26 protein-coding genes, 1 tRNA gene and 1 pseudogene are annotated in these 26,601 nt (G+C 71.1%); 16 read left to right on the top strand and 12 right to left on the bottom strand.

From position 1 onward, the window contains the following. The first annotated feature begins 110 nt into the window (after nt 1-110). Entirely contained in the window at nt 111-626 is a 516-nt protein-coding gene (locus V5F49_RS03155; RefSeq protein WP_394114626.1) for a Dps family protein, read from the top strand. 181 nt (nt 627-807) lie between these two features. On the opposite strand, the gene V5F49_RS03160 is transcribed toward V5F49_RS03155, so the two are convergent. The 9 genes and pseudogenes from V5F49_RS03160 to V5F49_RS03200 all read right to left on the bottom strand — a co-directional run bounded on the left by V5F49_RS03160 (nt 808) and on the right by V5F49_RS03200 (nt 9,159). After that, complete coding sequence (locus tag V5F49_RS03160) at nt 808-1,092, bottom strand: hypothetical protein (RefSeq protein ID WP_394114625.1); 285 nt, start codon at nt 1,090-1,092, stop codon at nt 808-810. Between the two features lie 249 nt (nt 1,093-1,341). Further along, nucleotides 1,342-1,629: a hypothetical protein gene (locus V5F49_RS03165; RefSeq protein ID WP_394114624.1), complete on the bottom strand. Its 288-nt coding sequence runs from the start codon at nt 1,627-1,629 to the stop codon at nt 1,342-1,344. A gap of 126 nt (nt 1,630-1,755) precedes the next feature. After that, nucleotides 1,756-2,559 (bottom strand): enoyl-CoA hydratase, encoded by an 804-nt coding sequence (locus tag V5F49_RS03170; protein WP_394114623.1) that lies wholly within the window; start codon nt 2,557-2,559, stop codon nt 1,756-1,758. A 59-nt stretch (nt 2,560-2,618) separates the two neighbouring features. Beyond that, complete coding sequence (locus tag V5F49_RS03175) at nt 2,619-3,683, bottom strand: branched-chain amino acid ABC transporter permease (protein ID WP_394114622.1); 1,065 nt, start codon at nt 3,681-3,683, stop codon at nt 2,619-2,621. Between the two features lie 3 nt (nt 3,684-3,686). Then, nucleotides 3,687-4,577 (bottom strand): branched-chain amino acid ABC transporter permease, encoded by an 891-nt coding sequence (locus V5F49_RS03180; RefSeq protein WP_394114621.1) that lies wholly within the window; start codon nt 4,575-4,577, stop codon nt 3,687-3,689. 11 nt (nt 4,578-4,588) lie between these two features. Beyond that, nucleotides 4,589-5,359: an ABC transporter ATP-binding protein gene (locus V5F49_RS03185; RefSeq protein ID WP_394114897.1), complete on the bottom strand. Its 771-nt coding sequence runs from the start codon at nt 5,357-5,359 to the stop codon at nt 4,589-4,591. Nucleotides 5,360-6,040: 681 nt separating this feature from the next. Beyond that, nucleotides 6,041-6,943 (bottom strand): annotated as a pseudogene (locus V5F49_RS03190) (AMP-binding protein); the annotation flags it as partial. Beyond that, entirely contained in the window at nt 6,879-7,682 is an 804-nt protein-coding gene (locus V5F49_RS03195) for an ABC transporter ATP-binding protein (RefSeq protein ID WP_394114620.1), read from the bottom strand. The gene V5F49_RS03195 and the pseudogene V5F49_RS03190, both read right to left, overlap by 65 nt. Before the next feature lie 100 nt (nt 7,683-7,782). Beyond that, the gene (locus tag V5F49_RS03200) at nt 7,783-9,159 is read right to left on the bottom strand and encodes an ABC transporter substrate-binding protein (protein ID WP_394114619.1); all 1,377 of its coding nucleotides are present in this window, start codon (nt 9,157-9,159) and stop codon (nt 7,783-7,785) included. Between the two features lie 272 nt (nt 9,160-9,431). Between V5F49_RS03200 and V5F49_RS03205 the strand changes: the two genes are divergently transcribed. The 8 genes from V5F49_RS03205 to V5F49_RS03240 all read left to right on the top strand — a co-directional run bounded on the left by V5F49_RS03205 (nt 9,432) and on the right by V5F49_RS03240 (nt 17,854). Next, a complete protein-coding gene (locus V5F49_RS03205) occupies nt 9,432-10,571 on the top strand; it encodes a phosphotransferase family protein (RefSeq protein WP_394114618.1) in 1,140 nt (379 codons plus the stop codon). Between the two features lie 12 nt (nt 10,572-10,583). Further along, the gene (locus V5F49_RS03210) at nt 10,584-11,789 is read left to right on the top strand and encodes an acyl-CoA dehydrogenase family protein (protein WP_394114617.1); all 1,206 of its coding nucleotides are present in this window, start codon (nt 10,584-10,586) and stop codon (nt 11,787-11,789) included. Beyond that, nucleotides 11,789-12,580 carry an SDR family NAD(P)-dependent oxidoreductase gene (locus tag V5F49_RS03215; RefSeq protein ID WP_394114896.1) on the top strand — a complete coding sequence of 264 codons (792 nt, stop codon included), beginning with the start codon at nt 11,789-11,791 and terminating at the stop codon, nt 12,578-12,580. The genes V5F49_RS03210 and V5F49_RS03215 overlap by 1 nt, the downstream gene beginning before the upstream one ends. Nucleotides 12,581-12,594: 14 nt before the next feature. Beyond that, complete coding sequence (locus tag V5F49_RS03220) at nt 12,595-13,797, top strand: CaiB/BaiF CoA transferase family protein (RefSeq protein WP_394114616.1); 1,203 nt, start codon at nt 12,595-12,597, stop codon at nt 13,795-13,797. Between the two features lie 47 nt (nt 13,798-13,844). Further along, nucleotides 13,845-15,503: an acetate--CoA ligase gene (locus V5F49_RS03225; RefSeq protein WP_394114615.1), complete on the top strand. Its 1,659-nt coding sequence runs from the start codon at nt 13,845-13,847 to the stop codon at nt 15,501-15,503. Further along, a complete protein-coding gene (locus V5F49_RS03230; RefSeq protein ID WP_394114614.1) occupies nt 15,487-16,224 on the top strand; it encodes a FadR/GntR family transcriptional regulator in 738 nt (245 codons plus the stop codon). The genes V5F49_RS03225 and V5F49_RS03230 overlap by 17 nt, the downstream gene beginning before the upstream one ends. After that, entirely contained in the window at nt 16,221-16,958 is a 738-nt protein-coding gene (locus tag V5F49_RS03235; protein ID WP_394114613.1) for a nitroreductase, read from the top strand. Before V5F49_RS03230 ends, V5F49_RS03235 begins: the two co-directional genes overlap by 4 nt. Before the next feature lie 134 nt (nt 16,959-17,092). Then, on the top strand, nt 17,093-17,854 hold the full coding sequence (locus tag V5F49_RS03240) for an SDR family NAD(P)-dependent oxidoreductase (protein ID WP_394114612.1): 762 nt from the start codon (nt 17,093-17,095) through the stop codon (nt 17,852-17,854). A gap of 18 nt (nt 17,855-17,872) precedes the next feature. Here the strand turns inward: V5F49_RS03240 and V5F49_RS03245 are convergent, their stop codons facing one another. Beyond that, nucleotides 17,873-18,748: a LysR substrate-binding domain-containing protein gene (locus tag V5F49_RS03245; protein ID WP_394114895.1), complete on the bottom strand. Its 876-nt coding sequence runs from the start codon at nt 18,746-18,748 to the stop codon at nt 17,873-17,875. A 99-nt stretch (nt 18,749-18,847) separates the two neighbouring features. On the opposite strand from V5F49_RS03245, the gene V5F49_RS03250 reads away from it, so the two are divergent. After that, nucleotides 18,848-19,831 carry a zinc-dependent alcohol dehydrogenase family protein gene (locus V5F49_RS03250; protein WP_394114611.1) on the top strand — a complete coding sequence of 328 codons (984 nt, stop codon included), beginning with the start codon at nt 18,848-18,850 and terminating at the stop codon, nt 19,829-19,831. 41 nt (nt 19,832-19,872) lie between these two features. After that, nucleotides 19,873-20,886, top strand: a complete 1,014-nt coding sequence (locus V5F49_RS03255; RefSeq protein WP_394114610.1) for a zinc-binding alcohol dehydrogenase family protein — start codon at nt 19,873-19,875, stop codon at nt 20,884-20,886. Between the two features lie 249 nt (nt 20,887-21,135). On the opposite strand, the gene V5F49_RS03260 is transcribed toward V5F49_RS03255, so the two are convergent. Then, on the bottom strand, nt 21,136-21,423 hold the full coding sequence (locus V5F49_RS03260) for a hypothetical protein (protein WP_394114609.1): 288 nt from the start codon (nt 21,421-21,423) through the stop codon (nt 21,136-21,138). A 656-nt stretch (nt 21,424-22,079) separates the two neighbouring features. On the opposite strand from V5F49_RS03260, the gene V5F49_RS03265 reads away from it, so the two are divergent. The 3 genes from V5F49_RS03265 to V5F49_RS03275 all read left to right on the top strand — a co-directional run bounded on the left by V5F49_RS03265 (nt 22,080) and on the right by V5F49_RS03275 (nt 23,782). Then, nucleotides 22,080-22,154 (top strand) — tRNA-Thr (locus V5F49_RS03265). A 138-nt stretch (nt 22,155-22,292) separates the two neighbouring features. Beyond that, nucleotides 22,293-22,589 (top strand): hypothetical protein, encoded by a 297-nt coding sequence (locus tag V5F49_RS03270; RefSeq protein ID WP_394114608.1) that lies wholly within the window; start codon nt 22,293-22,295, stop codon nt 22,587-22,589. A 71-nt stretch (nt 22,590-22,660) separates the two neighbouring features. After that, nucleotides 22,661-23,782, top strand: a complete 1,122-nt coding sequence (locus tag V5F49_RS03275; protein ID WP_394114894.1) for an MFS transporter — start codon at nt 22,661-22,663, stop codon at nt 23,780-23,782. Between the two features lie 109 nt (nt 23,783-23,891). Here V5F49_RS03275 and V5F49_RS03280 read toward each other — a convergent pair whose 3' ends face one another. After that, on the bottom strand, nt 23,892-24,353 hold the full coding sequence (locus V5F49_RS03280; RefSeq protein ID WP_394114607.1) for an Lrp/AsnC family transcriptional regulator: 462 nt from the start codon (nt 24,351-24,353) through the stop codon (nt 23,892-23,894). A gap of 198 nt (nt 24,354-24,551) precedes the next feature. Between V5F49_RS03280 and V5F49_RS03285 the strand changes: the two genes are divergently transcribed. Continuing rightward, nucleotides 24,552-25,244: an amino acid racemase gene (locus tag V5F49_RS03285; protein WP_509210772.1), complete on the top strand. Its 693-nt coding sequence runs from the start codon at nt 24,552-24,554 to the stop codon at nt 25,242-25,244. A 34-nt stretch (nt 25,245-25,278) separates the two neighbouring features. Further along, the gene (locus tag V5F49_RS03290; protein ID WP_394114605.1) at nt 25,279-26,580 is read left to right on the top strand and encodes an NAD(P)/FAD-dependent oxidoreductase; all 1,302 of its coding nucleotides are present in this window, start codon (nt 25,279-25,281) and stop codon (nt 26,578-26,580) included. Nucleotides 26,581-26,601: the final 21 nt, after the last annotated feature.

Below are 26,601 nucleotides of genomic sequence, written 5' to 3' on the forward strand. Positions count from 1 at the left end.
GCGATTCATTCGCGGCCGGCCTGTCCCTACCATCAGCCCCGTTGCCTTTCACCGGCGGCTGCCGCGCCGGACAGCGCGGCTCACCCGCCCTCACCACAAGGACCACTCCCATGGATGCCACTCAGGCCAAGGCCCGTCGCGAAGCGCCCCTGCGCACCCCCACCGATCTGGGCGCGGACGCGACCCGCGACATCGCCGGTGCGCTCACGGTGCTGCTCGCGGACACCTTTGCCCTCTACATCAAGACCAAAAATTTCCACTGGCACATGTCGGGCCCGCACTTCCGCGATTACCATCTTCTGCTGGACGAGCACGGCGACCAGATCTTCGCCACCACCGATGCCATCGCCGAGCGCGCCCGCAAGGTGGGCGGCACCACGCTGCGCTCGGTGGGGCACATCGCCCGCCTCCAGCGCCTGGCCGACAACGACGCCGACTTCGTGACCGCGCAGGACATGCTGGCCGAGCTCTGCGATGACAACAAGCGCCTCGTGACCTACCTGCGCGAGGTCCACGAGGTGTGCGGGACGTACAATGACGTGGCCACCGCCAGCCTGATCGAGACGTGGATCGATGACGCCGAGCGGCGCGTGTGGTTCCTCTATGAGGCCACCCGCAGCCGCTGATCCCTCCGCGCTCCTCCCGCCACCTGCCGCCACCTGCCGCCGGCCCGTGCCGGCGGCTTTTTGGTGCGCGCGCCACGCGCTGCGCCGACCCGTTCTTGCTGCAAGCCCTAGCCGGACAACACGAAAACGCCGGCGACCCCATGGGCCACCGGCGTTTTCAAGGGCACGAAGGTGGGGCGGCTCAGGCGCCCGGCGAGGTCGCGTCCTCGGAGGGACCCCAGTGCGGATCGGGCCGGGAAGCGGGGGCGACCGCCACCGGAGCGCGGGCCGCGGCATGCAGCCTCGGTGCGGGCGCGAAGACGGACGCGAACGGGTTGCCGGGCACACCGGGCCGGGCATCGAAGACGCCGGCATCGGTCCGCATTGCGGAGGGCAAGGCCCTGTCCGCGCGGGCGGTACCCACCACGCCCGCTCCGATGAAGACCAGGGTAGAGACGGTGAGGAACAGCTTGGTTCGTGTATTCATCGGCGCCTCATCAATCGATCAACCGTGTTGGGTCGCATTTTCACTGGACGGCAATTGAACAGATCGCGATGGACGGCAACGCTCGGCGCCACAGCTGGCTCCGGTCGGCTGCGTCTTCCCTGGCCGCCACCGCGGCATGGAGCGAACGGAAGATCAGGGGAGGCCCGGACGACCGCGAAAGCCGTCCGCAGGGGACGTGGCCACCCGCCGTGCAAAGCGGGTGGCCACTGTCACGGCGGCCCGGCGCGATCAGTTCTGGTCGGCGTTCCGGGCGGGACCCCAGTGGGAATTGCCCTCGGCGAACGGGCGCTCGGAGACATAGTAGGGGCCGGGGGTACCGAAGGCGCTCGGGCGGGTCAGCTTCTGCGCCTCGCGGGCGGCGGCAGCGGCAGAGGCCGGCTGCAGGCTCTCCTGCGCGGAAACTGCATACTGCTCCTGGTTCTCCTTCTGGATCTCCGGATCGGCGAAGGCCGCGCCGGCCGAGGCCACGAGGGTGAGGGCGACGCTGGAGGCGAGGATGAAGGTCTTGATGGACATGGCGAACACTCCGTTGTTGATGTCCGAAGAGTATTCACCCGCCTGAAAATCAACAATTCTATGGATGTTTGCCCACCTCATACGCCTCTATACAATAGACATACCAACGTATGGGCGCCGCGCCGGCTAGCGTCCGGTGAAGCGCGGCGGACGCTTCTCGCCGAAGGCGGCCATGCCTTCCTTCTGGTCGGCGGTGGCGAACAGGGCGTGGAACGTGCGCCGCTCGAACAACAGGCCCTCGGCGAGGGAGGTCTCGAACGCGCGGTTCACCGCCTCCTTGATGACCTGCGTGCCGACCCGGGATTTCCCCGCGATGGTCTCGGCGATCGCCTGCGCCTCCGCCAGCAGGTCGGCCGCGGGCACCACGCGCGAGACGAGGCCGAGGCGGTCCGCCTCCGCCGCGTCCATCATCCGGCCGGTCAGGCACAGGTCCATGGCCTTGGCCTTGCCGATGGCCCGCGCCAGCCGCTGGGTGCCGCCGGCGCCGGGCATGACGCCGATCTTCACCTCCGGCAGGCCGAACCGGGCGGTGTCGGCGGCGACGATCAGGTCGCACATCAGCGCCATCTCGCAGCCGCCGCCGAGGGCATAGCCCGCCACCGCCGCCACCATGGGCTTGCGCACCCGCGCGACACCGTCCCAGGAGGCGAGATAGTCGTCGAGGAACGTCTGGGGATAGGAGAGGTCCGCCCCCTCCTTGATGTCCGCGCCGGCGGCGAAGGCACGCTCGGATCCGGTCATGACGATGCAGCCCACCTGCGGATCGGCCGCGAAGCCGGCGAGCGCCTGCAGGATCTCCGCCACCATCTGCGCGTTGAGCGCATTGAGCGCCTGCGGCCGGTGAAGGGTGATCCATCCGACGGCGCCGTCCGCATGGGTGCGGATGAGGTCGAACGCCGGCGACGCGGCGGGCTGAAGGGGCGATGTCATGGGGCCTCCGGCAGGGGCGGACGGACGGCCCGGCATCCGCGCGGACGCCGGACGGGGGCTCAGTACGGCAGCGGCCAGCGGCGCAGCCGCTCCTTCGCCTTCACCGCGAGCCGGGCGAGGCCCGCGGGCTCGATGATGAGGAAGGAGACGATGAGGCCGCCGAAGATCATCAGCTCGAGATTGGCCAAGACGTCCGGCTTCAGCGCCTCGCCGAACAGCACCGCCGCGTTGGCGATGGCCACCGGCAGCAGCACGATGAAGCCCGCCCCGAGGAAGGAGCCGAGGATGGAGCCGAGCCCGCCGATGATGATCATGAACAGGATCTGGAACGAGCGGTGCAGCGAGAACGCCTCGATCTCCACCGTGCCGAGATAGAGGAAGCTCCACATGGCCCCCGCCACCCCGCAATAGAAGCCGGAGAGGGCGAAGGCGGTGAGCTTGGCGCGGGCCGTATCGACGCCCGTCAGCTCCGCCGCGGTCTCGTGGTCGCGCACCGCCACCAGCGCGCGGCCGGCGGAGGACCGCACCAGGTTCTTCGCGAGCAGCGCCAACACCACCACCGTCACGAACGCCACGAGATAGCGCGAGGAGACGGAAGAGAAGGCGTGGCCGAATAAAAAGAGCGTCGGGGTGGATACGACGCCAGAGGGGGTGTTCAGCACCAGCCACGGGATGTGGGTGCAGATCCATTCGATGAAGAACTGGGCCGCCAGCGTCGCCACCGCCACGTAGAAGCCGCGGATGCGCAGGGAGAGGAGGCCGAAGGTGAGCCCCACCGCCGCCGCCACCAGCCCCGCCAGCAGGAAGGAGACCGGGAACGGCATCCACGGCAGGCGGATCACGAGGTTCACCGCCGCATAGGCCCCCACAGCCATGAAGGCGCCCGAGCCCAGCGAGAGCTGGCCGGCATAGCCGGTGAGGATGTTGAGGCCGATGGCGGCGAGCGACAGGATGAGGAACGGCAGCAGGATGGAGCCGAGCCAGTAGGGCCCGGCCACCGCGGGAACGACCAGCGCCCCCGCTGCCACCAGCCCGAGGACGGCCCAGCGGTCCAGCGCCACCGGGAAGATGGCCTGCTCCTGCGCGTAGGTGGTCTTCAGGGATCCGGCGTCACGGTAGAACATGGGTCAGACCCTCGCGATGCGCGCGGCGCCGAACAGGCCGGCGGGGCGGATGAGCAGGACGGCGATGGCGAGCGCGTAGGGGAACCAGTTCTCGATGCCGCCCCCCACCAGCGGGCCGATGTAGATCTCGGCGAGCTTCTCGCTGACGCCGATGACTAGCCCCGCCACGATCGCCCCGGCGATGGAGTTGAACCCGCCGAGGATCATCACCGGCAGCGCCTTCAGCGCCACCAGCGTGAGCGCGAACTGCACCCCGAGCCGCGCGCCCCACACGAGGCCCGCGACCAGCGCGATGAAGCCCGCAGCGCCCCACACCACGGCCCAGATGAAGCCCAGCGGCACGCCGGCCACCTGCGCCGCCTGCGTGTCGTCGGCCACCGCCCGCAGCGCCCGCCCGACCTTGGTGTAGGAGAAGAAGGCGGAGAGCACCGCCACCAGCACCGCCGCCATCACCGCGGCCGACAGGTCGAACTGGGAAATGAGGATGCCGCCGATCTCGATGGGCTCGTCGGGGATGCCGAGATCGAGCCCGCGCACCCGCGTGCCCCAGATCAGCTGGGCGAAGCCCTCGAGGAAGATCGACAGGCCGATGGTCGCCATGAACAGGATCATGTGGTCCTGCCCGATCAGCGGGCGCAGCACCGTGCGCTCGATGGCCACCGCCAGCGCCATCATGGCGGCCAGCGCCAGCAGGAACGCGGCCCACATGGGCAGGCCGAACTCCAGGAAGCCGACGAAGGTCAGCGCCGCGAACAGCACCATGGCGCCCTGGGCGAAGTTGAACACGCCCGAGGCCTTGAAGATGAGCACGAAGCCCAGCGCCACCAGCGTGTACATGACGCCGGAGAGCAGGCCGCCCACCACCACTTCGAGGAAAAACGAGAAATCGCTCATGGTCTTGTCCCTCAGGCGGCCTCGCCCATCGCGGCGGAGCCGAGATAGGCGGCGATGACGTCCGGGTTGGCGCGCACCGCGTCGGGCACGCCATCGGCGATCTTGCGGCCGTAGTTGAGCACCACGACCCGGTCGGAGAGCCCCATCACCACGCCGATGTCGTGCTCGATGATGAGGATGGTGGTGCCGAAGCTCTCGTTGACCCGGCGGATGAAGCCGCACATGTCGCGCTTCTCCTCCTGGGTCATGCCGGCCATGGGCTCGTCGAGCAGCAGGAGGCGCGGCTCGGTGGCGAGGGCGCGGCCCAGCTCCACCCGCTTCTGGATGCCGTAGGGCAGGCTCGCCACCGGCGCCTTGCGCAGGTGCTCCAGCTCCAGGAAGGCGAGGATGCGCTCGGCCGCGGCGCGCTCGCGCTGCTCCTCGGCGGCGGTGGAGGGCAGGCGCAGCAGCTTGCCCACCAGCGACCCGCCGAACCGGGCGGAGCGCCCCACCAGCACGTTGTCGATCACGTTCATGCCCTTGAACAGCGAGACGTGCTGGAACGTGCGGCCGATGCCCGAGCGGGCGGCGAAGGCCGGGCGCATGCGGGCACGCGCCTTGCCGGCGAAGGTGATGGTGCCGGAACGGGGGTGATAGACCCCGTTGATGACGTTGAGCAGCGAGGTCTTGCCCGCGCCGTTGGGGCCGATGATGGAGAGGATCTCGCCCTCGTGCACGGCCAGCGAAACATCGGTGAGCGCCTTCACGCCGCCGAACGCGACGCACACGTCCTGAACGTCCATCAGCAGGCCGCCGCGCGGGCGGGCGGCGCGGGCCTGCACCGTTTCCGCGGCGAGGTGAACCTTGACCGGCGGGGCGTGCCGCACCTCGCCCTCCAGCGTGAGATCGGACGCGGCGAAGCCTTCCGCGGCCACCTCCAGGGCGCGGATGCGGACGCGCCGCAGCAGGGGATCGGCGGCGAGCCGCGCATTCACCCGCTCCACCGCATCGGCCGCCCGGGCATGGACGGCGGCGGCATCCTCCCCTTCGCCGGCCGGCGCCACCGCGAGGCGGGCGAGCAGGCCGGTCTCGCTGCCATCCCCCACATAAGAGACGCATGCCCGGTCGACGCCCGCCTCCCCGCGCAGCAGCGCCTCGACCCGCCGCGCGGGCCCGGCGGGCGCAGCGGCGCGGGAGATGAGGTTGCCGTCCGCGGCAACCCCGGGGTCGGCATCGAGCGGCACGCCCCAGGCGACGAGCCGCGCGGCGCTGCCCGGCTCCAGAATGCCCGATGTGACATAGGCAAGGCGGCAGTGGCTGAGCCCCAGCGCATTGCGCAGCGGCGCGCTGAAGGCGGGTCCCGATCCGGGAGCGCCGGCCTCGGCCGCCTTTGCCAGCAGGCGCACCACCGCTCCGCCGGCGGACAGGCGGCGCCGGGCATCGCGGTCGATCAGCTCGAAGGCCCGTGCCGGCGCGCCGAGGACGGTGGGGGCGACCTCCCTCAGATCGATGGGAAAGCTGGCGGGGCCTTCCACGCAATGCACGCTGCAGCCGGACAGCAGCGGCTGCACCAGGCTGCCGGCGGCATCGGCGATGCCGGAGGGCGGCAGGAAGGCCATCAGCCGGTCAGCCGCGCTCAGCGCCAGGCCGGCGACGGCCGCGCGGCCGCCGGCGAGCAGGCTGCGATGGGTGAGCGGGACCGGATCGGGCGGCCCATCGGCCCCGTCCGTGTGCAGCACCAGCGCCACGCGCCCGGCCTCGGCGGTGGCGGCGCGCCAGGCGAACCAGGAGACGGCCTCCTCCGGCGCGGCATCCGGCGCCGGCCCGAGCTCGTCGAGGCGCAGCAGCGGCGCGCCCGCGCCCGCCGCCGCGCGCCAGACGCGGGCCGCCTCCTCGGTCTCGCACAGCACCAGGGCGGGCGCGGCTTCGGGCGCGCCGAACCGGCGCAGGAATTCCGGCCCGAGCGGCATCACCGCCGCGCCGAGCCCCTGGGCCGCCAGCGCGGCGGCATAAAGCTCCGGCCGGTTTTCCCCGACGGTGGCGAGCAGGCCGTCGCCGGTGAAGCCCGCGCCGTCGAGCAGGCGGGCCATGGCGGCGACGCGGGCCAGATACTCGGCGAAGGTCCAGGTGCGCCAGATGCCTCCGCTCTTGTGGCGGAGCGCCGGGCGGGTGGCATGGCGACGCGCGGCGGCCAGCAGCGCGCCGGGTAGCGTCTCCCCCGCGATGGCCTCGGGATGCGGGACGGCGGGCGCGCCGGGGTCCAGCGTGCGGGGGTCGAAGGTGCGGTTCATGGGCAGTCGTGTCCCTTCGGCCATGGTTGGATCAGGAGAGCCAGCGCGGGCGGCGGCGCACGGCCAGCGCCGCTCCACCCGCCGCTCCGGCGGCATCGAGCCCGAGATAGGACGCGCGGATTTCCGGATCGGCGGCGAGCACCTCCGCCGGGCCCTCGCGCACCACCCGACCGCTTTCCACGAGGTAGCCGTAGGTGGCGTAGCGCAGGGCGACGGCGGCGTTCTGCTCGGCGAGGAGGAAGGTCATGCCCTCCTCCGCGTTGAGCTGCTTCATGATGGAGAAGATCTCCTCCACCAGCAGGGGCGCGAGGCCCATGGAGGGCTCGTCGAGCAGGATCATGCGCGGCCGGGCCATGAGCGCGCGGCCGATGACGCACATCTGCTGCTCGCCACCCGACAGCAGGCCGGCCGGCTGGTGGCGCCGCTCCCTGAGGCGGGGGAAATAGCGGTAGACCAGCTCCAGGCTGTCGGCGACGCCACGGTCGCGGCGGGAGAAGGCGCCGACCTTCAGATTGTCCTCGACGGACAGGGTGCCGAAGGCGTGGCGCCCCTCCATCACCAGCGAGAGGCCGCGCCCGGCGAGGTCGGAGGCATCGAGCCCGTCGATGCGCGCGCCGTCATAGTGGATGGCGCCGCGGGTCACCTCCCCGCGCTCGGCACGCAGCAGGTTGGCGATCGCCTTCATGGTGGTGGTCTTGCCGGCGCCGTTGGCGCCCAGCAGCGCGACGATGCCGCCGCGCGGCACGCTGAGCGTGAGCCCGCGCAGCACCAGCGCGAGCCGGGAATACATCACCTCGATCCCGGCGATGGACAGGAGGGGGCCTTGCTCGCTCACGGGCGGTCTCTCCCTTGCTGGATGTGGCCCGGCCGGCGGGGTGCGCCCCCCGGCATGAGCCGGCGCGCACCCGGAGGGCGGCGCGCCGGCGGGGATGGCTTCAGTTGGTCTCGCTGGCGCAATCGCGCGGCGTGATGCCCTTTTCCCGGGCGTACTGGGCGGCGGAAGCCTCGATGAGCGGGCGCACCATGGACTGGTCGGACTGGATCCAGTCGGAGATCATCACCCACTTGGTGCCGTCCCACTGCTGGAAGCGGATGGCGCCGCCGCCCTCGTGGTCGGCGCAGGTGACCTGGATCTCCGGCATCAGTCCCTCGAGGCCGAGCTCCTTGATGCGGTCCTTCGTCATCACGAGATGCTCGAGGCCCCAGCGCACCTCGTCGCCGGTGAGCGGGCGGTTGCCGAACTTCTTCATGGCGGTGCGCATGGCCTCGGTCACCGTCACGCCGTGCAGCACGCCGCGCACGTAGTAGACCGAGCCGATGCGGTTCTCCTCCACGTTGCCCTGCCCCTTGGCGTAGACGTACTTCTTGATGTCCTCGAACACCGGATAGTTCGGCCCGGTGGCGTGGAACTGGGCGGTGATGAAGCCCTTGGCCGCCTCGCCTGCCGGCGTCACGTCCTCCTCCGATCCGGACCACCACCAGCCGATGATGCGATCGCGCGGGATGCCGGCGCGGGCGGCTTCCTTGATGCCGGTGGGCGTGGCCGCGCCCCAGCCGCGGAACAGCACCCAGTCCGGCCGATACTGGCGCACCTGCAGCCATACCGCGCGCTGGTCGAGGCCGGGCGGGGCGATGGGGAAGGTGGTCACCTCGAAGCCATAGCGCTTGGCCTGCGCGTCGAGGATGGCCTGCGTCTCGCGGCCGGCGGCAAAATCCATCACCACATTGGCGATCTTCTTGCCCCGGAGCTGCTCAAGCCCGCCAGACCGCTCGGCGATGTAGCGGATGGTGGCGGTGTTCTCGCTCCAGTAGTTGGAGATGAGCGGGAAGAAATAGGGAAACACCCGGCCATCGGAGGAATCGGTGCGGCCGTAGCCGATGGTGACGGAGGGGATCTTGTCAGCCGTCATGCGATCGATGAGGGCATAGACGCCGCCGGTGCCGGACGGCGTGAAGGCGGCGGCGCCGGTGGGGCCCTTGGCCTTCTGGCGCTCGTAGCATTCGATCATGCGGTCGGGCTGGTAGCCGGTCTCGCACTCCTCATAGACCAGCTTGACGCCGTTCACGCCGCCGTCGCGGGCGTTCACCAGGGCGAGATAATCCGCATAGGCGCCGTAGATGCCCGAGCCGCCCGGCGCGTAGGGGCCGGTGCGGTAGATGGCGATGGGCACGAACTGCTCCATGGGCGCACCGGCGGCCGGCTGGGCGGCGGCGGGCAGGGCACCCGCCAGCGCGCCGGCAAGAGCCGCGACGCCGAGCGCGCAGGCGCGCGCCACGGCGGGCAGACGTCGTGGGCTGAAGCTTCGAGACATGGCGTCTTCCTCCCGAGGCCGGCACATTTTGGTCCGGCAATTTTTATCGGATGATCCGACCATAAATCGAAGCACGATTTGACGTCAACATCCGCATTGAATACACGAAAAATGGCTATTTATCGTTTATATTCAACATACTGATTGTTTATATCCAACCATTTTGATGCGCTGCAGCGACGATTTTTGGCTTGACCAAATATTTTTGGTCCGACAATTTTAGCCCGACAGAACGAACATTCCCTCGGTGCCCCATGGTCGAAGCCGCTCGCATGCATCCGCCTCCGCCGCCCTCATCGGCGGCAGGGGCGGACCACATCCCAGGCCCGCGCGGGCCGGTCTCCCCGCCGGTCGGCGTCGCGCTCCGCAGCCTCGCCGAGAGCCGCGCGCTGGACTGGGCGGCGGTGGCGGCCCACCTCGCCCGTCACGGGCTGATCCTCGACACCGACTTCACGCCGCGGCAGTTCGCGGGCGGGCTGGCCAATCTCAATTTCCTGGTGCGGCTCAGCGACGGCTGGGCGGTGCTGCGGCGTCCCCCGGACGGGCCGCTGCCGCCCGGCGCGCATGACATGGCGCGCGAGCACCGCATCCTCTCCAACCTGTGGCGCGCGCTGCCGCTGGCGCCGCGCAGCCTGCACCTGTGCGCCGATGCCGATGTCACCGGCGCGCCTTTCCAGCTGCTGGAATTTCGCCCCGGATTCGCGGTGCGGGGCGACAGCCTCGCCCCCCTGCCCGCCACGCCGGAGACCGGCGCCGCGCTCTGCGCCATGCTGGTCGACACTCTGGCCGCCATCCACGCGGTGGACCCGGCGAGCGTCGGGCTCGCCGATCTCGGCCGGCCCGCCGGCTTCTTCGCCCGCACCGCCGCCGGCTGGATCGGCCGGGGCGAGCGGGTGAAGCCGGGCGGGCTCTCCCCCGCCGCCCGCGCCGTCGCCGACTGGCTCGCCGCCGCGCAGGTGCCGGACGCCGAGCGGCCGACGCTGCTGCACAACGACTTCAAGCTCGACAACGTGCTGATCGACCCCGCCACCCGCGCCCCGGTGGCGGTGGTGGACTGGGACATGGGCACGCGCGGCGACCCGCTGTTCGATCTCGCCACCCTGCTCAGCTACTGGACCGAGGCAGGCGATCCGCCCTGCATGCACGAGCTGGCGCAGATGCCCACCGCCCACGCCGGCTTCCTCACCCGCGCCGAGGTGGCCGACGCCTATGCCCGCGCCACCGGCCGCTCGCTGGCGCAGCTGAAGCCCTACCGGGTGCTGACCATGCTCAAGCTGGGCGTGGTGTTCCACCAGCTGCACACCCTGCACCTCAACGGCGAGACCACCGATCCGCGCTACGCCGGCTTCGGCGCGCTGGCGGAGGCGCTGTTCGACTTCACCCTCGACATCGTCAACGACAAGAACTTCTGAAGGCGAGGCCCCATGGATTTTGCGCTTCCCCCGGAACTCGCGGCGCTGGAGGCCCGCACCGCGGCCTTCGTGCGCGACGAGGTGCTGCCGTTCGAGGCGGACGACCGCCGCACCGCCCACGGCCCCACCGATGCCCTGCGTCTCGATCTGGTGGCCAGGGCGCGCGCCGCCGGGCTGCTGAGCCCCCACGTGCCCCGCGAATGGGGCGGCCTCGGCCTCTCGCACCTCGGCAAGGCGGTGGTGTTCGAGGCGGCGGGCTATTCCATGCTCGGCCCCATCGCGCTCGCCATCGCCGCGCCGGACGAGGGCAACATGCACCTTCTCGCCGAGGTGGCGAGCGAGGCGCAGAAGGCCCGCTTCCTCGCCCCCATGGCGGCCGGCGAGACCCGCTCCTGCTTCCTGATGACCGAGCCCCATCCCGGCGCCGGAGCGGACCCCTCGCTGCTGAAGACCACGGCGGTGAAGGATGGCGACAGCTTCGTCATCAACGGCCTGAAATGGCTGATTACCGGGGCCGAGGGAGCCGCCTTCGCCATCATCATGGCCCGCACGATCGTGGACGGTCGCGACGTGGGCGCCACCATGTTCCTCGCCGACCTGCCGGCGGAGGGCGTGCGCATCGTGCGGGCGCTCGACACGCTGGACAGCTCCTTCACCGGCGGCCACGCCGAGGTGGCGCTGGAGAACCTGCGCGTGCCGGCCGCCGACGTGCTCGGCGGTGTCGGCGAAGGGTTCCGCCATGCCCAGGCTCGGCTGGTTCCGGCCCGCCTCACCCACTGCATGCGCTGGCTCGGCGCCGCCCGCCGCGCCCATGACATCGCCACCGGATATGCCGCGCGGCGCGAGGCGTTCGGCGGCACCCTCCTGTCCCACGAGGGCGTCGGGTTCATGCTGGCCGACAATGAGATCGACCTCCACACCACCCGCCTCGCCATCCGCCACGCCGCATGGCTGCTGGACCAGGGCGAGAAGGCGAACGTGGAGAGCTCCATGGTGAAGGTGCTGGCCTCGGAGGCCATCTTCCGCATCGTCGACCGCTCGCTCCAGGTGCTGGGCGGCCTCGGCATGACGCGCGACACGGAGGTGGAGCGCATCTTCCGCGACGTGCGGGGCTTCCGCATCTACGACGGGCCATCCGAGGTGCACCGCTGGAACATCGCCCGCCGCCTCGCGCGCGGCGCGGCGGTCAAGGCCATGCCGGAAGGGAGGGCCGCGTGATGGGCCTCGCCGTCGCCATGCCCCAGTCCGCCCCCGTCGCCGGCCTCGCCGGCAAGGTCGTCATCGTCACCGGCGGCGGGCGGGGCCTCGGCCGCGCCCTGTCGGAGGGCTTCGCCGCCGCCGGCGCCCATGTGGTGCTGACCGGCCGCAGCGCCGCGACGCTGGAGGAAACCACCGCCGCCATCGCCGCGCAGGGCGGATCGGCCGAGGGCATCGCCGCCGACGTCTCCAGCGAGACCGACGTGGACGCTCTGGTCCGCTCCGTCGCCGAACGCCACGGCCGCATCGACGTGCTGGTGAACAACGCGGGGATCAACCCCTGGTACAAGACCGCCGAGGACACGACCCTCGACGAATGGCGGGCGGTGGTGGACACCAACCTCACCGGCGTGTTCCTCGCCGCCCGCGCCGCCGGCCGCGTGATGCTGGCGCAGGGGGAAGGCGCCATCGTCAACGTCAGCTCGGTCGGCGGACGGGTGGGCCTCGCGCGGACCACCGCCTATTGCGCGGCCAAGGGCGGCGTGGAGCTGCTCACCCGCCAGCTGGCGCTGGAATGGGCCGGGCGCGGGGTGCGCGTGAACGCCGTCGGCCCCGGCTACATCGAGACCGACCTGACCGAGGGCCTGCGCCACAATCCCAAGCTCAGCGAGCGCATCAACGGCCGCACCCCCATGGGGCGCATGGCGCGTCCGCAGGAGATCGTCGGCGCCTGCCTGTTCCTCGCCTCGCCCGCGGCCTCCTACATCACCGGCGCCTCGCTGGCGGTGGACGGCGGCTGGACCGCAGCCTGATCCGGAAGCCACACATGAACGCGCTCACCCCCACCGCGACCCCGCTCGCCCTCGCCGGCCTGAAGGTGCTGGACCTCACCCGCCTCCTGCCCGGCGCCTTCTGCTCGCTCATGCTGGCGGACCTCGGCGCCGAGGTGCTGAAGATCGAGCAGCCCGAGGGCGGCGACTACAACCGCACCTTCCCGCCTCTGAACCGCGCCGAATCCGGCTCGTTCCTGCTGCTCAACCGCAACAAGAAGAGCCTGACGCTGAACCTGAAGACCGAGGAAGGCCGCGCCATCCTGCTCAAGCTGGTCGCGGAGGCCGACGTGCTGCTGGAGGGCTTCCGCCCCGGCGTGATGGACCGGCTCGGCCTCGGCTACGAGACGTTGGCGCAGATCAACCCCCGCCTGGTGTTCTGCGCCATCTCCGGCTACGGCCAGGACGGGCCGAGCCGGCTGAAGCCGGGCCATGACCTGAACTACCTCGCCGAGGCCGGCGCGCTGCAGCTGTTCGGCAAGGCCGGAGAAGGACCGATCGTGCCGGGCCTCTCCATCGCCGATGTGGGCGGCGGCTCGCTGATGGCCTCCACCGGCATCCTCGCCGCGCTGCTGGCGCGGGCCACCACCGGGCGCGGCCAGTTCATCGATGTCTCCATGCACGACGGCGCGCTGTCCTGGCTGGTCTATCACGGGGCCGACCACCTGTTCGCGGGCCTGGAGCCGCGGGGCGGCGAGCGGCCGTTCATCGGCCAGGCGCCGTGCTACAACGTCTATGCCTGCGGCGATGGCCGGCACGTGGCGCTCGGCATCATCGAGGAGCATTTCTGGCACCGCTTCTGCGACGCGGTCGGCCTGCCCGAGCTGAAGGACGAGCAATGGCCGGTGGGCGAGCGGGAGGCGGCGCAGAAGCAGGTCCTGGCCGCGCTGTTCGCCCGCAAGCCGCGCGACCAGTGGGTGGCGGAGCTGGAGGCGGCCGACATCCCCTTCGGCCCGGTCCTCTCCATGGCCGAGACCTTCGCCGACCCCCACGTGCGGCACCGGCAGATGCTGCTGTCCATGGAGCACCCGGTGGAAGGCACCATTCCGCAGCTCGGCTTTCCGGTGAAATATTCCGGCACCCCCTGCACCCTGCGCTCCCCGCCGCCCCTGCTGGGCGAGCACAATGCGGAGGTGCTGGAGGGGCTCGGCTACGGGGAAGCGGAGATCGCGGCCCTCAAGGCCGCCAAAGTGATCTGAGCACGGTGAACCGAGACCAAGAGAGCGCAATGCTCCGGGAGGACGCCATGGCCCCGCGTAACAAGCCCCGCAACATGACCGACTATGCCGAGACGGCCCGCACCTTCCGCTGGCAGGTGCCGGAGCGTTTCAACTTCGCCGCCGACGTGGTGGACCGGCTCGCCCGCGAGGCCGACGGGCCGGCCCTCGTCTGGACCAATGCGGAGGGCGAGGAGCGGCGCTTCTCCTTCTCCGACATGTCCCGCCTCACCAGCCGCTTCGCCTCGGCGCTGGCGGCGCGGGGCATCCGCAAGGGCGACCGGGTGCTGGTGATGCTGCCGCGCATCCCGGAGTGGCAGGTTGCCATCGTCGGCTGCCTGAAGCTGGGCGCGGTGCCCATCCCCTCCATCGAGATGCTGACCGCGAAGGACATCGCCTATCGCGTCCGCCATGCCGGCGTGCGCGCGGTGATCGCCCGCGGCGCCCATGCCGCCAAGTTCGCCGACGTGATGGACGAGGTGCCGGTGCGCCTCGCCCTCGGCGGCGCGCCGGGCTTCGAGCCGCTGGAGGCCGCGTTGGACGCCGGCGACCCGGCATTCCCGGCGGCGGAGGTGGCGGCGGACGATCCGGCGATCCTCTACTACACCTCCGGCTCCACCGGGCAGCCCAAGGGCGTGCTGCACGCCTCGCGCGGGCTCTTTAGCTGGCGCGGCTCGGCCATCTACTGGCTGGACCTCGGCCCCGGCGACACCATCTGGTGCACGGCGGACACCGGCTGGAGCAAGGCGGGCACCTCCATCCTGTTCGGTCCGTGGAGCTGCGGCGCGGCGAGCTTCTTCTACGACGGCCCGTTCGACCCCAAGGAGCGCCTGCGCCTGCTGGAGACATACGGCGTCACGGTCTATTGCGCCCCCGGCACCGAGCTGTTCCGGGTGGTGGACGCGGGGGCTGCCGAGCACGACCTCTCGCGCCTGCGCCACACCGTCTCCTCCGGCGAGACGCTGAACCCGGCTGTCGCGGGGCGCTGGGAGGCGGCGACCGGCGTGCCGATCCTCGAGGCCTACGGCCAGACCGAGACGCTGATGACGCTGCTCAACTACCCCTGCGAGCCCACCCGCGAGGGCTCCATGGGCAAGCCGCTGCCGGGGCTCGACATGGCGGTGATCGACGGCGCGGGCAACCGCCTGCCGCCGGGCGCCGAAGGCGACATCGCGGTGCTCACGCCCAACCCGCAGATGATGCTCGGCTATCTGGACGAGCCCGAGCGCACCGCCAACGCCCACGTGGAGGGGCCTGAAGGGCGCTGGTTCGTCACCGGCGACCTCGGCATGATGGATGAGGACGGCTATTTCTACCACCGCGGCCGCAACGACGATGTCATCAATTCGGCCGGCTACCGCATCGGCCCGTCCGAGGTGGAGAATGCCCTGCTGGACCATCCGGCGGTGCAGGAATGCGCGGCGGTGGCGGCGCCCCATGCCGAGCGCGGCGAGATCGTGAAGGCCTTCGTGGTGCTCAGGCGCGGGTTTTGCGGCGACGACGCACTCGCGGCCGCCTTGCAGGATCACGTGAAGCGTGTCACCGCTCCCTACAAGTACCCGCGCGCCATCGAGTTTCTCGACGAGCTGCCGAAGACCATGACCGGGAAGGTGCAGCGCAAGGTGCTGCGCGATCTGGAGAAGGCCCGCGCGGCCGAGAGGAAGGTGCCCGATGTCGCTCGCGCTTGACCCGGTGCAGGTGGAGCCCGCCTTCCGCCTCGTGGCGCGCACCATCGAGGGCAAGATCCTCTCGGGCGAGATCGGGCCGGGAGACCCCCTGCCCTCCGAGGCCGGACTGGCGGAGAAGCTGGGCGTCAACCGCTCCACCATCCGCGAGGCGATCCGGGTGCTGGAGCAGAACGGCTTCGTGAAGCGCGAGGCCGGACGCAAGAAGCTCTACGCCTCCATTCCCCATTCCGGCGACATCTCGCGCCGGCTCACCGCAGCCATGGTGCTGCACCAGGTGACGTTCGAGGAATTGTGGGAGGCCATGTACGCCATCGAGCCGGCGGCCGCCGCTTCCGCCGCGCATCGCAGCGACGCGGATGACCTCGCCGACCTCGAGCGCAACCTTGCCGCCACCCGGGAGGCGCTGCGCGATTCCACCAGCCTCACCGCTCTCGACATCGAGTTCCACGAGCTGGTCGCCCGCGCCACCCGCAACCGTGCCATCCAGATGGCGCGCCTGCCGCTCTCCGAGCTGTTCTACCCGCCGTTCCTGAAGGTGATGTCGCGGCTGAACGCCGGCGAGCGTCTGCTGGTGGCCCACGAGGCCATCTTCGCCGCCATCCGCGACCACGACGAGAAGCAGGCCCGCGAGTGGATGGAAAAGCACATCCTCGACTTCAAGCGCGGCTACGAGCTGGCCAACCTCGACATGGCAACACCCGTGGACATGCCCGGAAAATGAACGCGCCCGTCACCCCGCCCCCTGCCCGCGCCGATGGCGAGGCCATGTCGGCCGCCGAGGCGATCGGCACCCGCCGCTCCATCCGCGCCTTCCTGCCGACACTGGTGCCGGACGAGACCATCGCCCGCATCCTGGAGCTGTCCGCGCGTGCCCCGTCCGGATCGAACATCCAGCCGTGGCAGGTGCTGGTTCTGCGCGGCGCGCCGCTGGAGGCCCTCAAGCAGGAGCTGCACGCCCTCTCCCTCTCCGGCGAGCCGGGCGCGGACGAATACGCCTATTATCCGCTGACCTGGCGGGAGCCCTATCTGGCGCGCCGCCGCAAGGTGGGATGGGATCTTTATGGCGCGCTCGGCATCGCCCGCCGCGACACGGACCGCATGCGCGCCCAGCACGCCCGCAATTTCCTGTTCTTCGACGCGCCGGTGGGGCTGATCTTCACCCTCGACCGGGACATGGAGCGCGGCTCCTGGCTCGATTACGGCATGTTCCTCGAGAACATCATGATCGCCGCGCGCGGATTCGGGCTCGATACCTGCGCGCAGGCGGCGTTCAACTCCTATGGCGCAGTCATCGCCCGGCGCCTTTCGATCCCGCCGACGCAGATGGTGGTGTGCGGCATGGCGCTTGGCCACGCCGACCCCGCCGCGCCGGAGAACAATTTCGCCACCGAGCGCGAGCCGCTGGACCGCTTCGTGCGCTTCGTCGACGCGCTCGCGACCGATCCGGTCGGGTGAAAGCACGTCGTTTCGCGTCGCGCCGCGCCTGAGCGCCGGCGACGCGCCCCCTTGTCCCCCCGCGATGTCAACGCGCACCCACCGGTGCGCGAGCGCGGGCGCATGTCCGCATCCCGAACCCCGAGGAGACCATCATGGAGCTGTCCGGCACCCTCGCCATCGTCACCGGAGCCGCCTCCGGCCTCGGCCACGCCACCGCCCGCAGGCTCGCCGAGCGCGGCGCACGGCTCGCCCTGGTCGACCTCAACGCCGACGGCATGGCCGATCTGGCCCGCGACGCCGGGGCCCTCACGCTCGCCTGCGACGTGGCGGATGCCGCCGCCTCCGAGGCCGCCTTCGCCCGCATCCTCGCCGAGCGCGGGCAGCCGTCCGTTCTGGTGAATTGCGCCGGCATCGCGCCGGGCGCGCGCATCATCGAGACGGAGCAGGCGGGTCCCCTCGCCGAATTCGAGCGCATCGTCCGGATCAACCTCACAGGAACCTACAACTGGCTGCGCCTTGCCGCCGCCGCCATGGCCCGGAACGCTCCCGACGCCGAGGGCGAGCGCGGCGTCATCGTCAACACCGCTTCGGTGGCAGCCTTCGAGGGGCAGATCGGCCAGACCGCCTATGCCGCGGCCAAGGGCGGTGTGGCCTCGCTGACGCTGCCCGCCGCCCGCGAGCTGGCGCGGCACGGCATCCGCGTGGCCGCCATCGCGCCCGGGCTGTTCGGCACGCCCATGGTGGACGCCATGACCGACGAGGTTCAGGCCCGCGTGCGCGACATCATCCCCTTTCCCAAGCGCCCCGGGCGGCCGGACGAATATGCCGAGATGGCGCTCGCCATCATCGCGAACCGCATGGTCAACGGGACGGTCGTGCGGCTGGACGCGGGGCTGCGGATGCAGGCGCGCTGACGGTGCCGCGGACGGTGCTCAGGCGGCCGCGCCCCCGCGGGCGCCGGCGAGGCTTTCCGTCAGGAACTCCACCAGCGGCCGCACGAACTCCGCCTCGGTGCGCTCCTCGCCGAGCAGCACGATCTCCGTCATGGGCAGCGCCGGCCAATGCTCCGGCGCACGCAGCTCGCGCATGTCCGGCCCGATGAAGGAGCGGCCGAGGACGGTGACGCCGAGCCCGCCCGCCACGGCCGCGCGGATTCCGACGAGGCTGGAGGCGGTGCAGGCGGCGAACCACTCCCGCCGCACCCCGTCGAGCGCCTGGATCATCACCTCGCGGTAAGTGCAGGGCGGCGGCAGCAGCACCAGCGGCACCGGTCGGTCGGGGTCCGGCCGATGGTCGATCGAGGCCATCCAGGCCAGCTGCTCGCGCCAGATCACCCGGCCGCGCTGGGCGTTGCCGTCCTTCTTGGCGATCACCGCGTCGATCTGCCCGCCGTCATAGGCGGAAAGCAGCTCGCAGCTGAGCCCGGTGCGCAGCTCCAGATGCAGGCCCGGATACAGGCGCTGGAAGCGCGTGAGCATGCCGGGCAACAGGTTCGGCACGAAATCCTCCGCCACGCCGAGCCGCAGGCTGCCGACCCGCGGCTCCAGCAGCGCGCGGACCGTCACATCGTTCAGCTCCAGCATCCGGCGGGCCATGACCAGCAGCCGCGCGCCATCGTCGGTCAGGGTCAGCGAGCGGCTCGAACGGGTGAAGACGCGACGGCCCAGCACTTCCTCCAGCCGCAGGATCTTCTGGCTGACGGCGGACTGGGAGCGGCCGACCACCTCGGCGGCGGCGGTGAATCCCCCGGTCTCGGCCACCGCCACGAAGGCCCTGAGCAGATCCATGTCGAGGTCCGGGTAGCGCATATCGATCATTAGCCATTCTGCTGGATCGAATTAGAACTATGCGTTTGGCTTCTTGCTGACAAGCCCGCAGGGTGGCGCCGTCCCGATGCGGAGGCTGCGATGCGCGCCCAGATGCTGACGGCCCATGGCGGGCCGGAGAATTTCGTCCTCGCCGAGGTGCCCCGGCCCGAGCCCGGACCGGGTGAGGTGCTGGTGCGGCTCGCCGCGACCTCGGTGAATCCGGTGGACCTGAAGATCCGCGGCGGGCTGCCCATCGGCCCGGCCCTGCCCGCCATCCTCGGCTCGGACGTCGCCGGCACCGTGGAGACGACGGGCCCGGACGTGGAGGGCCTGCGGCCGGGCGATGCGGTGTTCGGCTGCGCCGGCGGCGTGCGCGGCCTCGGCGGAACGCTGGCGGACTTCATCGTCGCCGACGCCCGGCTTCTCGCGCACAAGCCGGCCAGCCTCTCCATGCGCGAGGCCGCCGCCCTGCCGCTGGTTTCCATCACCGCGATGGAGGCGCTGGCGCGCACCGCGGCCGGCCCCGGCGACCATGTGCTGGTGCATGGCGGCACCGGCGGCGTCGGCCATGTGGCGGTCCAGCTCGCGCGGGCCCGGGGGGCGCAGGTGGCGGCCACGGTCTCGACCATGGCGTCGGCGGAGCTCGTCCGGACCCTCGGCGCCACGGCCGCCATCCTCTATCCGCGGGAGGAGGTCGCCGAGTATGTGGGCCGGCTGACCGCCGGGCGCGGCTTCGACGTGGTGATCGACACGGTGGGCGGCGCCAACCTCGACCGCTCGTTCGCCGCCGCGGCGCTGAACGGACGGGTGGCCGCCACCGCCACGCGCTCCACGCACGACCTGTCCCCGCTGCACGCCAAGGGACTGTCGCTGCACGTGGTCTTCATGCTGATCCCGATGCTGCACGACATCGGCCGCGCGCGGCACGGGGCGCTGCTGACCGAGCTCGCGGGGCTCGTCGACCGCGGCCTCGTGCGCCCGCTGGTCGATCCCACCCGCTTCACCCTCGAGACCGCGCCCGACGCCCACCGGCATCTGGAAGCCGGCAAGGCGATGGGCAAGGTTGTCATCGACATCGCCTGAGCCCTGCCCCTCCTCCCCCTCCCCTTGCCCGAGGTCTCCCCATGAAAGCCGTCGGCTTCCACTCGCCCCGTCCCATCGACGACCCCGCATCGCTGGTGGACCTGGACCTGCCGATGCCGGAGCTGCGCCCGCGCGACCTGCTGGTGCGGATCGAGGCCATCTCGGTGAACCCGGTGGACGTGAAGGTGCGCGCCAGCGCCACGCCGCCGGAGGGCAGCGCCCGCATCCTCGGCTATGACGCCGCCGGCGTGGTGGAGGCAATCGGCCCCGAGGTGACGCTGTTCCGGCCGGGCGATGCGGTGGCCTATGCCGGCACCATCGACCGGCCCGGCACCTGCGCGCAGTATCACGCCGTGGACGAGCGCATCGTTGGCCGCCGCCCGGCGCGCCTGAGCCCCGCCGAGGCGGCGGCCCTGCCCCTCACCGCCATCACGGCGTGGGAGCTGCTGTTCGACCGGCTGAAGGTGCCCTACGGCGTCAAGGCGGCGGCGGGGGCGCTGCTGATCGTGAACGGCGCCGGCGGCGTCGGCTCCATCCTCACCCAGCTCGCCCGTCGCCTGACCGGCCTGCGGGTGATCGCCACCGCCTCGCGGCCGGAAAGCATCGCCTGGTGCCGGCAGATGGGCGCGCACGACACCATCGACCACCGCCAGCCGCTGGACGAGGCGCTGGGCGCCATCGGCATTCGCGAGGTGCAGTATGTGGCGAGCCTCACCGCCACCGATCATCATCTGCCGGCCATCACCCGCGCCCTTGCACCTCAGGGTGCGCTGGCGCTGATCGATGATCCGCAGACGCTGGACATCGTGCCCCTCAAGCGCAAGAGCCTCTCGGTGCATTGGGAGCTGATGTTCACCCGCCCGCTCTACGGCACGCCGGACATGATCCGCCAGCACCGGCTGCTGAACGAGGTGGCCGATCTGGTGGATGCCGGGGTGCTGCGCTCCACCCTGCGGGAGACCCTCGGCACCATCAATGCCGCCAACCTGCGCCGCGCCCACGCGATCATCGAAAGCGGCCGCAGCATCGGCAAGGTGGTGCTGGAGGGCTTCTGAGGCCGGGAGGCCCGGCAGGAATGCGGCACCTGATGCCGGTCACGGCGAATGCGCCAGGTCTGGGGCGAATATCGTCGCCGGGCCGGACACGCACGCGTCGGGTGGGCGGCGCGCGGCGCCGTGGGGTCGGCCGCGTGCAGAAGCGGGGGCACGGAGGCGGCTCGACGAGGCCGGTCATGCCAACAGCCCCGGCTTGCCGGCAACGGCATGTCGGCAACCGCATGTCGGCACCTGCACCCCGGCGCGCGGTCAGCCCGCCGCCCGCGCCACCCGCAGGGCGACCTCCACATCCTCGAGAATGCGCCGCAGCTCCAGGTCCACCCGGCGTTCGAAGGCGAAGGCGGTGTCGGCCTCCAGTCCGGCGTCCTCGTGGGCATCATGGAAGCTCAGCTGCTGGCTCACCGCTTCCACCATGGCCGCATGGCGCCCTTCGTCCCGCGCCAGCAGGGTGGAGAGAAGCACCAGCATCTGTCGATGAGCCGCGACACAGGCATCCAGTTCCATCGGATCGCGCGGCGAGGCGTCGGGGCGGGTCATGGCAGGTTCCTCCTTCAGGTATGGAGCGCGGCCAGCGGGCCACCTTTGCGGTGGCGCGCCGAGACCGGACGGCCAGCTCGGAGCCTCGCGGGCGGCCGGAGACGGCCAGCCCCGGTGCCCCGCCGCCGGCCGAGCGGCGCGTCCATGTGGCCCTCAGACCCGCGCAAGATCCGCGTGCAGGCAACCCCGCCAAGGCCCCGACCGTTCCGTCCGGCGCCCGCCTGTGAACAGGGGACCAACCGTGCCGGCGGCCCGATGGTCCGCTCGGGCTCTGCGCCAACGGCTTTCCCTTCCGCCACCTCATCCCGCGCGCAGCCTCGGTGCGTTCCTTCGGCACCCCCGATTCGCAACGGCGCCCCGCCGGCAGCTCCGGAGCGGGCGCCGGCTTTCCCCTTCCCGCCCCCCGGGGCCGGCGCACCCGATGAGCCGGCGCAACCCCATGCGGTTCGGGTGCCCGACGCAGCGCGCCACGTCCCGCGGTCAGCCCCTTTTTCCGGTGTCGATCCCGCCGCTGCGGAGCCCGTCATCCCCAGCCCATTGACCGACGTGATGCAAAGCCCCTTGCACCCGCCCCCTGCATGTGGCAGAGGAGGCCGCCTGACGACGGCATAACCGTCGCCTTCCGGGCCGGCGGATCTTTCGCCCCCGTTTGGCACGCTGCGGTAGCTCAGTGGTAGAGCACTCCCTTGGTAAGGGAGAGGTCGAGAGTTCAATCCTCTCTCGCAGCACCATTCCAGTTCACGAATGTCAAAGACGGCTGGCAAGCTCCAAGGCGTGATGCAGCGCGTGCTGCGGTCTTGGCGGGCAATCCCCGATGAGCCGGCGCGACATCCGGGGATGTCTTGCCGAGGCGGTCGCGGACGTTGCCGGTGGACGGGCCGGAGAAACTCCGGCAGATCATCGGCAAGCGGGACAATCTGAAGAGCCTCGGCGCCCTCATGCTCACCCTTCCCAACCAGTTCTCCCGGGCGCAGGCCGGTCGGGCGCGCAGGGACACCGGCCGGATGGCGCCGTCCCCCCATCGGGGGCTGGACGCGGCGGGCCTGTGGGAGATGCCCCGGCGCGCGCCCGGTATCGCGCAGGCCCTCGCAGACAGCTGCAACGAGCGCAGGCGGGTTGCGGCGCAGCCGGAGGAGCGGCCGGCGCCCGGCGCGGCCGGGCGGTGAGCGGGCCGGCTCCCGTGGGCGCAGAGGGAGCGGCAGGCGCCGGCCGCGGGCGTGTCATCGCCGGCCTCGGGATGGTGCAGATCCTGACCTGGGGGTCGTCCTTCTATCTGCTCGCTGTGCTTGCCCCTTCCATCGCGCAGGATACCGGCTGGACGCTGCAAGCCATCATGGGGAGCCTCTCGCTCGGGCTTCTGGTGGCGGGGCTGCTGTCGCCGAAGGTGGGGGCGCTGATCGACGCCCGCGGCGGGCGGCCGGTGCTGCTGGGCGGATGCACGCTGCTCGCCCTCGGGCTCTGCGTCATCGCGCTTGCGCCCGGCCTGCCCGTGTTCGCCCTCGGCTGGTGCATCGCCGGCGCGGGAATGGCGGCGAGCCTCTACGATGCGGCCTTCGCCACGCTGGGGCGCCTTTATGGGGCTGCGGCGCGCCGGCCGATCACTTTGCTGACCCTCTGGGGCGGCTTCGCCAGCACCGTGTGCTGGCCGATCTCGGCTTTCCTCGATGCCCATCTCGGCTGGCGCGGCGCCTGCCTCGCCTATGCCGCCATCCAGGCCTTCGCCTGCGTGCCCCTGCTGATGGCATCCGTTCCCGCCGCCCCGGCGGGACGCGCGGACGGCGCCCCCCGGACGCGTCCGCCGGTTGCGCTCCACGGGCGCGAGCGCACCGCGTTCCTTCTGCTCGCCGGCATCGTGACGCTCGCCGGCACCATCGCGTCCACCATGTCGGTCCAGGTGCTGGCGCTGCTCCAGGCGCGCGGCCTTGGTCTGGCCGAGGCCGTGGCGGCGGGCGCGCTGATCGGGCCCGCGCAGGTTTTCGCGCGCGTCATCGAGCAGCTGAGCGGCGGACGCCACCACCCGCTGTGGACGATGAGCTGGGCGGTTGGGCTGATCGGCATCGGCCTCATCCTGCTCGCTGCCGGCTTTCCGCTGGTGGCGGCGGCGCTTGTGGCCTATGGCGCCGGCAATGGCATCTTTTCCATCGCCAAGGGGACGGTGCCGCTCGCCCTGTTCGGGGCGCCGAGCTATCCGGCGCTGGCGGGGCGCCTTGCCCGTCCGGCGCTTCTGGCGCAGGCCCTCGCCCCGCTCGGCGCGGCATATCTCCTCTCCATGGGTGGGCCCGCCGCCGTACTCGGCGCGCTGGTGGCGCTGTGGCTGGGAGCGGCGGCCCTGCTTGGCGTCCTCTGGCGGGCGCGGTGAGCGCGCCGGAGGCTGCCCTCGCGCTGACGGGTGGCAGCTTCGGCGTCCTGCCGCAACGACGCGCGTCCCGCTCCCGGCCGTGTGCCGCGGGCGAAAGCCGCCGCTGCCATCACGCGTAACGCAGCGGCACGGCGGTCGTATATTTGAGCTCCTCCATGGAGATGAACGAGGTCACGTCGGTAAAATCCACCTGGCTGATCATTTTCTTGTAGACGGCGTCATAGACCTCGACGCTCGGCACCACGAGGCGCAGGAGATAGTCCATGTCGCCGGTGAGGCGGTAGGCCTCGACGATCTCGGGAATGTCCTGGATCACCTTCCGGAACGCATCGAGCCACGCCATGGAATGGCGTGAGGTGCGCACGCCGACGAACACCGTCATGGCCACATTGGTCTTGCGCCGGTCGATCAGCGCGACCCGCCGGGCGATCAGCCCATCCTCTTCCAGCGCCTTGATGCGCCGCCAGCAGGCCGAGGTGGACAGGCCCACCCGCTCGGCCAGATCCGCCACCGGAAGCGTGGTGTCCTCCTGGAGGGTCTCGAGGATTCGTTTGTCGCGAATGTCCAGCATGGTGCCCCGTGTTTGTCTGAAGATCCGGAATATCGGAAAATTTTCTCTTCATACTGGCTATTTTCGCAATCAGATTGCAAACAATCATTGCCGGACGCCGAAGAACGCGCACAGCCTCCGCGCCAGGGCCTTTACAGTTGCCGGGACATTCACTGAGGGAGATGTCCTGTGTCCCGGACAATCGGACTGATCGGCGGCATGAGCTGGGAGAGCACTGCCGTTTATTACAAGGAAATCAACGAGCTGGTGCGCGACCGCCGGGGCGGCCTCGCCTCCGCCGACCTCCTGCTCCACTCGGTGAACTTCGACGAGATCGTGGCCATGCAGAAGGCCGGCCGGTGGGACCTCGCCGAGCAGGCGCTGGCGGACACCGCCAATGGCCTCGTGAAGGCGGGCGCCGGCTGCATCCTCATCTGCACCAACACCATGCACCTCGTCGCCGACACGGTGGCGCGGGCGGTGCCGGTGCCGCTGCTGCACATCGTGGATGTGGTGGGCCATGCGCTGGTGCAGGCGGGCATGAAGAAGCCGCTGCTGCTCGCCACCCGCTACACCATGGAGGAGGATTTCTACCGAGACCGCATGAAGGCCCGGTTCGGCCTCGACACCATCGTGCCCGACGAGGCGGACCGCGCGGCCGTCCATGACATCATCTTCGACGAGCTGTGCTGCGGCATCATCAAGGAGACGTCCCGCGCACGCTACGTGGAGGTGATCCGCAAGGCCGCCGCCCAGGGCGCCGACTGCGTCATCCTCGGCTGCACCGAGATCGGCCTGCTGATCGACGAAACCGACAGCCCGCTGCCGGCGTTCGATTCCACCAAGCTGCATGCTCGCGCTGCGGTCGATTTTTTCGACGGGTCGCTTGAGGTAGAAACCGTCGCGGCCTGATCCCCCAGCGCCCCGTCTCCGGAACCTTGTCGCCATGTCCACGCCCGTGTCCTTTCCCCCTTCTCTCTGGGCCTCGGTGACGCCGAAGCGGCCGCCGTTGCCGGAGCTGGAGGGCGAGGTGCGGGCGGACGTCGCCATTGTCGGGGCGGGCTTCACCGGCCTGTCCACCGCGCTCGCGCTCGCCGAGCGGGGACGGCGGGTGGTGATCGTGGAAGCCGCCGAGGCCGGGTGGGGCGCCTCCGGGCGCAACAACGGCCAGGTCATCCCCACCATGACCGGCGCCGAGCCGGACATGATGGCCCAGCGCTTCGGCGACGTGGGCGAGCGCTTCGCCCAATTGGTCAGCGACAGCGCCGCCAACCTGTTCAACCTGGTGCGGCGTCTCGACCTGACGTGCGAGGCGGAGCAGACCGGCTGGTTCCAGCCGGCCCATTCGCCCGGCCGGGTGAAGCTCTCCGCCGCGCGGGTGGAGGCCTGGGCCCGCCGCGGCGCGCCGGTGAGCCTGCTCGACGCCGCGGAAACCGCCCGCCTCACCGGCTCGCGGGACTGGCACGGCGGCATGCTCAACCGCTCCGGCGGCCACATCAATCCCCTCGCGTTCGCCCGCGCGCTCGCCGGAGCAGCGGTGGCGGCCGGGGCGACCCTGCACGAGCACAGCCCGGTGCGCAGCGTCGAGCGCACGCCCGCCGGCTGGGTGGTGGCGACCGACCGCGGCCGCGTCGTCGCCGATCAGGTGATGATGGCGGCGAACGGCTATTCCGACTGGTTCGTGCCCGGCCTGGCGCCGCGCCTCGCCCATTCCCTCGTGCCGGTCCTGTCCTGGCAGATGGCGACCGCGCCGCAGCCCGAGGCGGTGCGCGCCGCCGTCCTGCCCGGCCGGCAGGCCCTTTCGGACACCCACGGCGACCTGCGCTTCTTCCGCTGGGACGCGCGTGGGCGGCTCGTGAGCGGCGGCGCGCTCATCGTGCCGTTCAATGGCGCGGAACGCCTGAAGGCGCTGATCGGACGCCGGCTCGCCGGCATCTTCCCGCAGATGGGCGTGCCCACCTTCGATTTCGTCTGGAACGGGCGCATCGGCATGACCGACGACCGCATGCCGCGCTTCCATCGCGTCGCCGACGGCCTGTGGGCCTGGGTGGCCTGCAACGGGCGCGGTGTCGCGCTGTCCACCGCCCTCGGCCCGGTGTTCGCCGACGCCATCGAGGGCAAGGCCGAGGCGGATCTTCCGGTGCCGCTCACCCCCGTGCGCCCCTACCCCTTCCACGCCGTGGCGAGGCTCGTCGCCCCGACCATGCTCGCCTGGTACCGCTACAAGGATGGCCGCGAGCCCTCCTGAAACCATCCGACAGCCACGCAA

Source organism: Xanthobacter lutulentifluminis, from assembly GCF_043194675.2.
GTDB lineage: Bacteria > Pseudomonadota > Alphaproteobacteria > Rhizobiales > Xanthobacteraceae > Xanthobacter.

Bases quoted from the DNA above. Each gene is read 5' to 3' on its own strand.
- V5F49_RS03155 (WP_394114626.1), top strand. From the start codon at position 111: ATGGATGCCACTCAGGCCAAGGCCCGTCGCGAAGCGCCCCTGCGCACC.
- V5F49_RS03160 (WP_394114625.1), bottom strand. From the start codon at position 1,092: ATGAATACACGAACCAAGCTGTTCCTCACCGTCTCTACCCTGGTCTTC.
- V5F49_RS03165 (WP_394114624.1), bottom strand. From the start codon at position 1,629: ATGTCCATCAAGACCTTCATCCTCGCCTCCAGCGTCGCCCTCACCCTC.
- V5F49_RS03170 (WP_394114623.1), bottom strand. From the start codon at position 2,559: ATGACATCGCCCCTTCAGCCCGCCGCGTCGCCGGCGTTCGACCTCATC.
- V5F49_RS03175 (WP_394114622.1), bottom strand. From the start codon at position 3,683: ATGTTCTACCGTGACGCCGGATCCCTGAAGACCACCTACGCGCAGGAG.
- V5F49_RS03180 (WP_394114621.1), bottom strand. From the start codon at position 4,577: ATGAGCGATTTCTCGTTTTTCCTCGAAGTGGTGGTGGGCGGCCTGCTC.
- V5F49_RS03185 (WP_394114897.1), bottom strand. From the start codon at position 5,359: ATGGACGTTCAGGACGTGTGCGTCGCGTTCGGCGGCGTGAAGGCGCTC.
- V5F49_RS03200 (WP_394114619.1), bottom strand. From the start codon at position 9,159: ATGTCTCGAAGCTTCAGCCCACGACGTCTGCCCGCCGTGGCGCGCGCC.
- V5F49_RS03205 (WP_394114618.1), top strand. From the start codon at position 9,432: ATGCATCCGCCTCCGCCGCCCTCATCGGCGGCAGGGGCGGACCACATC.
- V5F49_RS03210 (WP_394114617.1), top strand. From the start codon at position 10,584: ATGGATTTTGCGCTTCCCCCGGAACTCGCGGCGCTGGAGGCCCGCACC.
- V5F49_RS03215 (WP_394114896.1), top strand. From the start codon at position 11,789: ATGGGCCTCGCCGTCGCCATGCCCCAGTCCGCCCCCGTCGCCGGCCTC.
- V5F49_RS03220 (WP_394114616.1), top strand. From the start codon at position 12,595: ATGAACGCGCTCACCCCCACCGCGACCCCGCTCGCCCTCGCCGGCCTG.
- V5F49_RS03225 (WP_394114615.1), top strand. From the start codon at position 13,845: ATGGCCCCGCGTAACAAGCCCCGCAACATGACCGACTATGCCGAGACG.
- V5F49_RS03230 (WP_394114614.1), top strand. From the start codon at position 15,487: ATGTCGCTCGCGCTTGACCCGGTGCAGGTGGAGCCCGCCTTCCGCCTC.
- V5F49_RS03235 (WP_394114613.1), top strand. From the start codon at position 16,221: ATGAACGCGCCCGTCACCCCGCCCCCTGCCCGCGCCGATGGCGAGGCC.
- V5F49_RS03240 (WP_394114612.1), top strand. From the start codon at position 17,093: ATGGAGCTGTCCGGCACCCTCGCCATCGTCACCGGAGCCGCCTCCGGC.
- V5F49_RS03245 (WP_394114895.1), bottom strand. From the start codon at position 18,748: ATGCGCTACCCGGACCTCGACATGGATCTGCTCAGGGCCTTCGTGGCG.
- V5F49_RS03250 (WP_394114611.1), top strand. From the start codon at position 18,848: ATGCGCGCCCAGATGCTGACGGCCCATGGCGGGCCGGAGAATTTCGTC.
- V5F49_RS03255 (WP_394114610.1), top strand. From the start codon at position 19,873: ATGAAAGCCGTCGGCTTCCACTCGCCCCGTCCCATCGACGACCCCGCA.
- V5F49_RS03260 (WP_394114609.1), bottom strand. From the start codon at position 21,423: ATGACCCGCCCCGACGCCTCGCCGCGCGATCCGATGGAACTGGATGCC.
- V5F49_RS03275 (WP_394114894.1), top strand. From the start codon at position 22,661: ATGGTGCAGATCCTGACCTGGGGGTCGTCCTTCTATCTGCTCGCTGTG.
- V5F49_RS03280 (WP_394114607.1), bottom strand. From the start codon at position 24,353: ATGCTGGACATTCGCGACAAACGAATCCTCGAGACCCTCCAGGAGGAC.
- V5F49_RS03285 (WP_509210772.1), top strand. From the start codon at position 24,552: ATGAGCTGGGAGAGCACTGCCGTTTATTACAAGGAAATCAACGAGCTG.
- V5F49_RS03290 (WP_394114605.1), top strand. From the start codon at position 25,279: ATGTCCACGCCCGTGTCCTTTCCCCCTTCTCTCTGGGCCTCGGTGACG.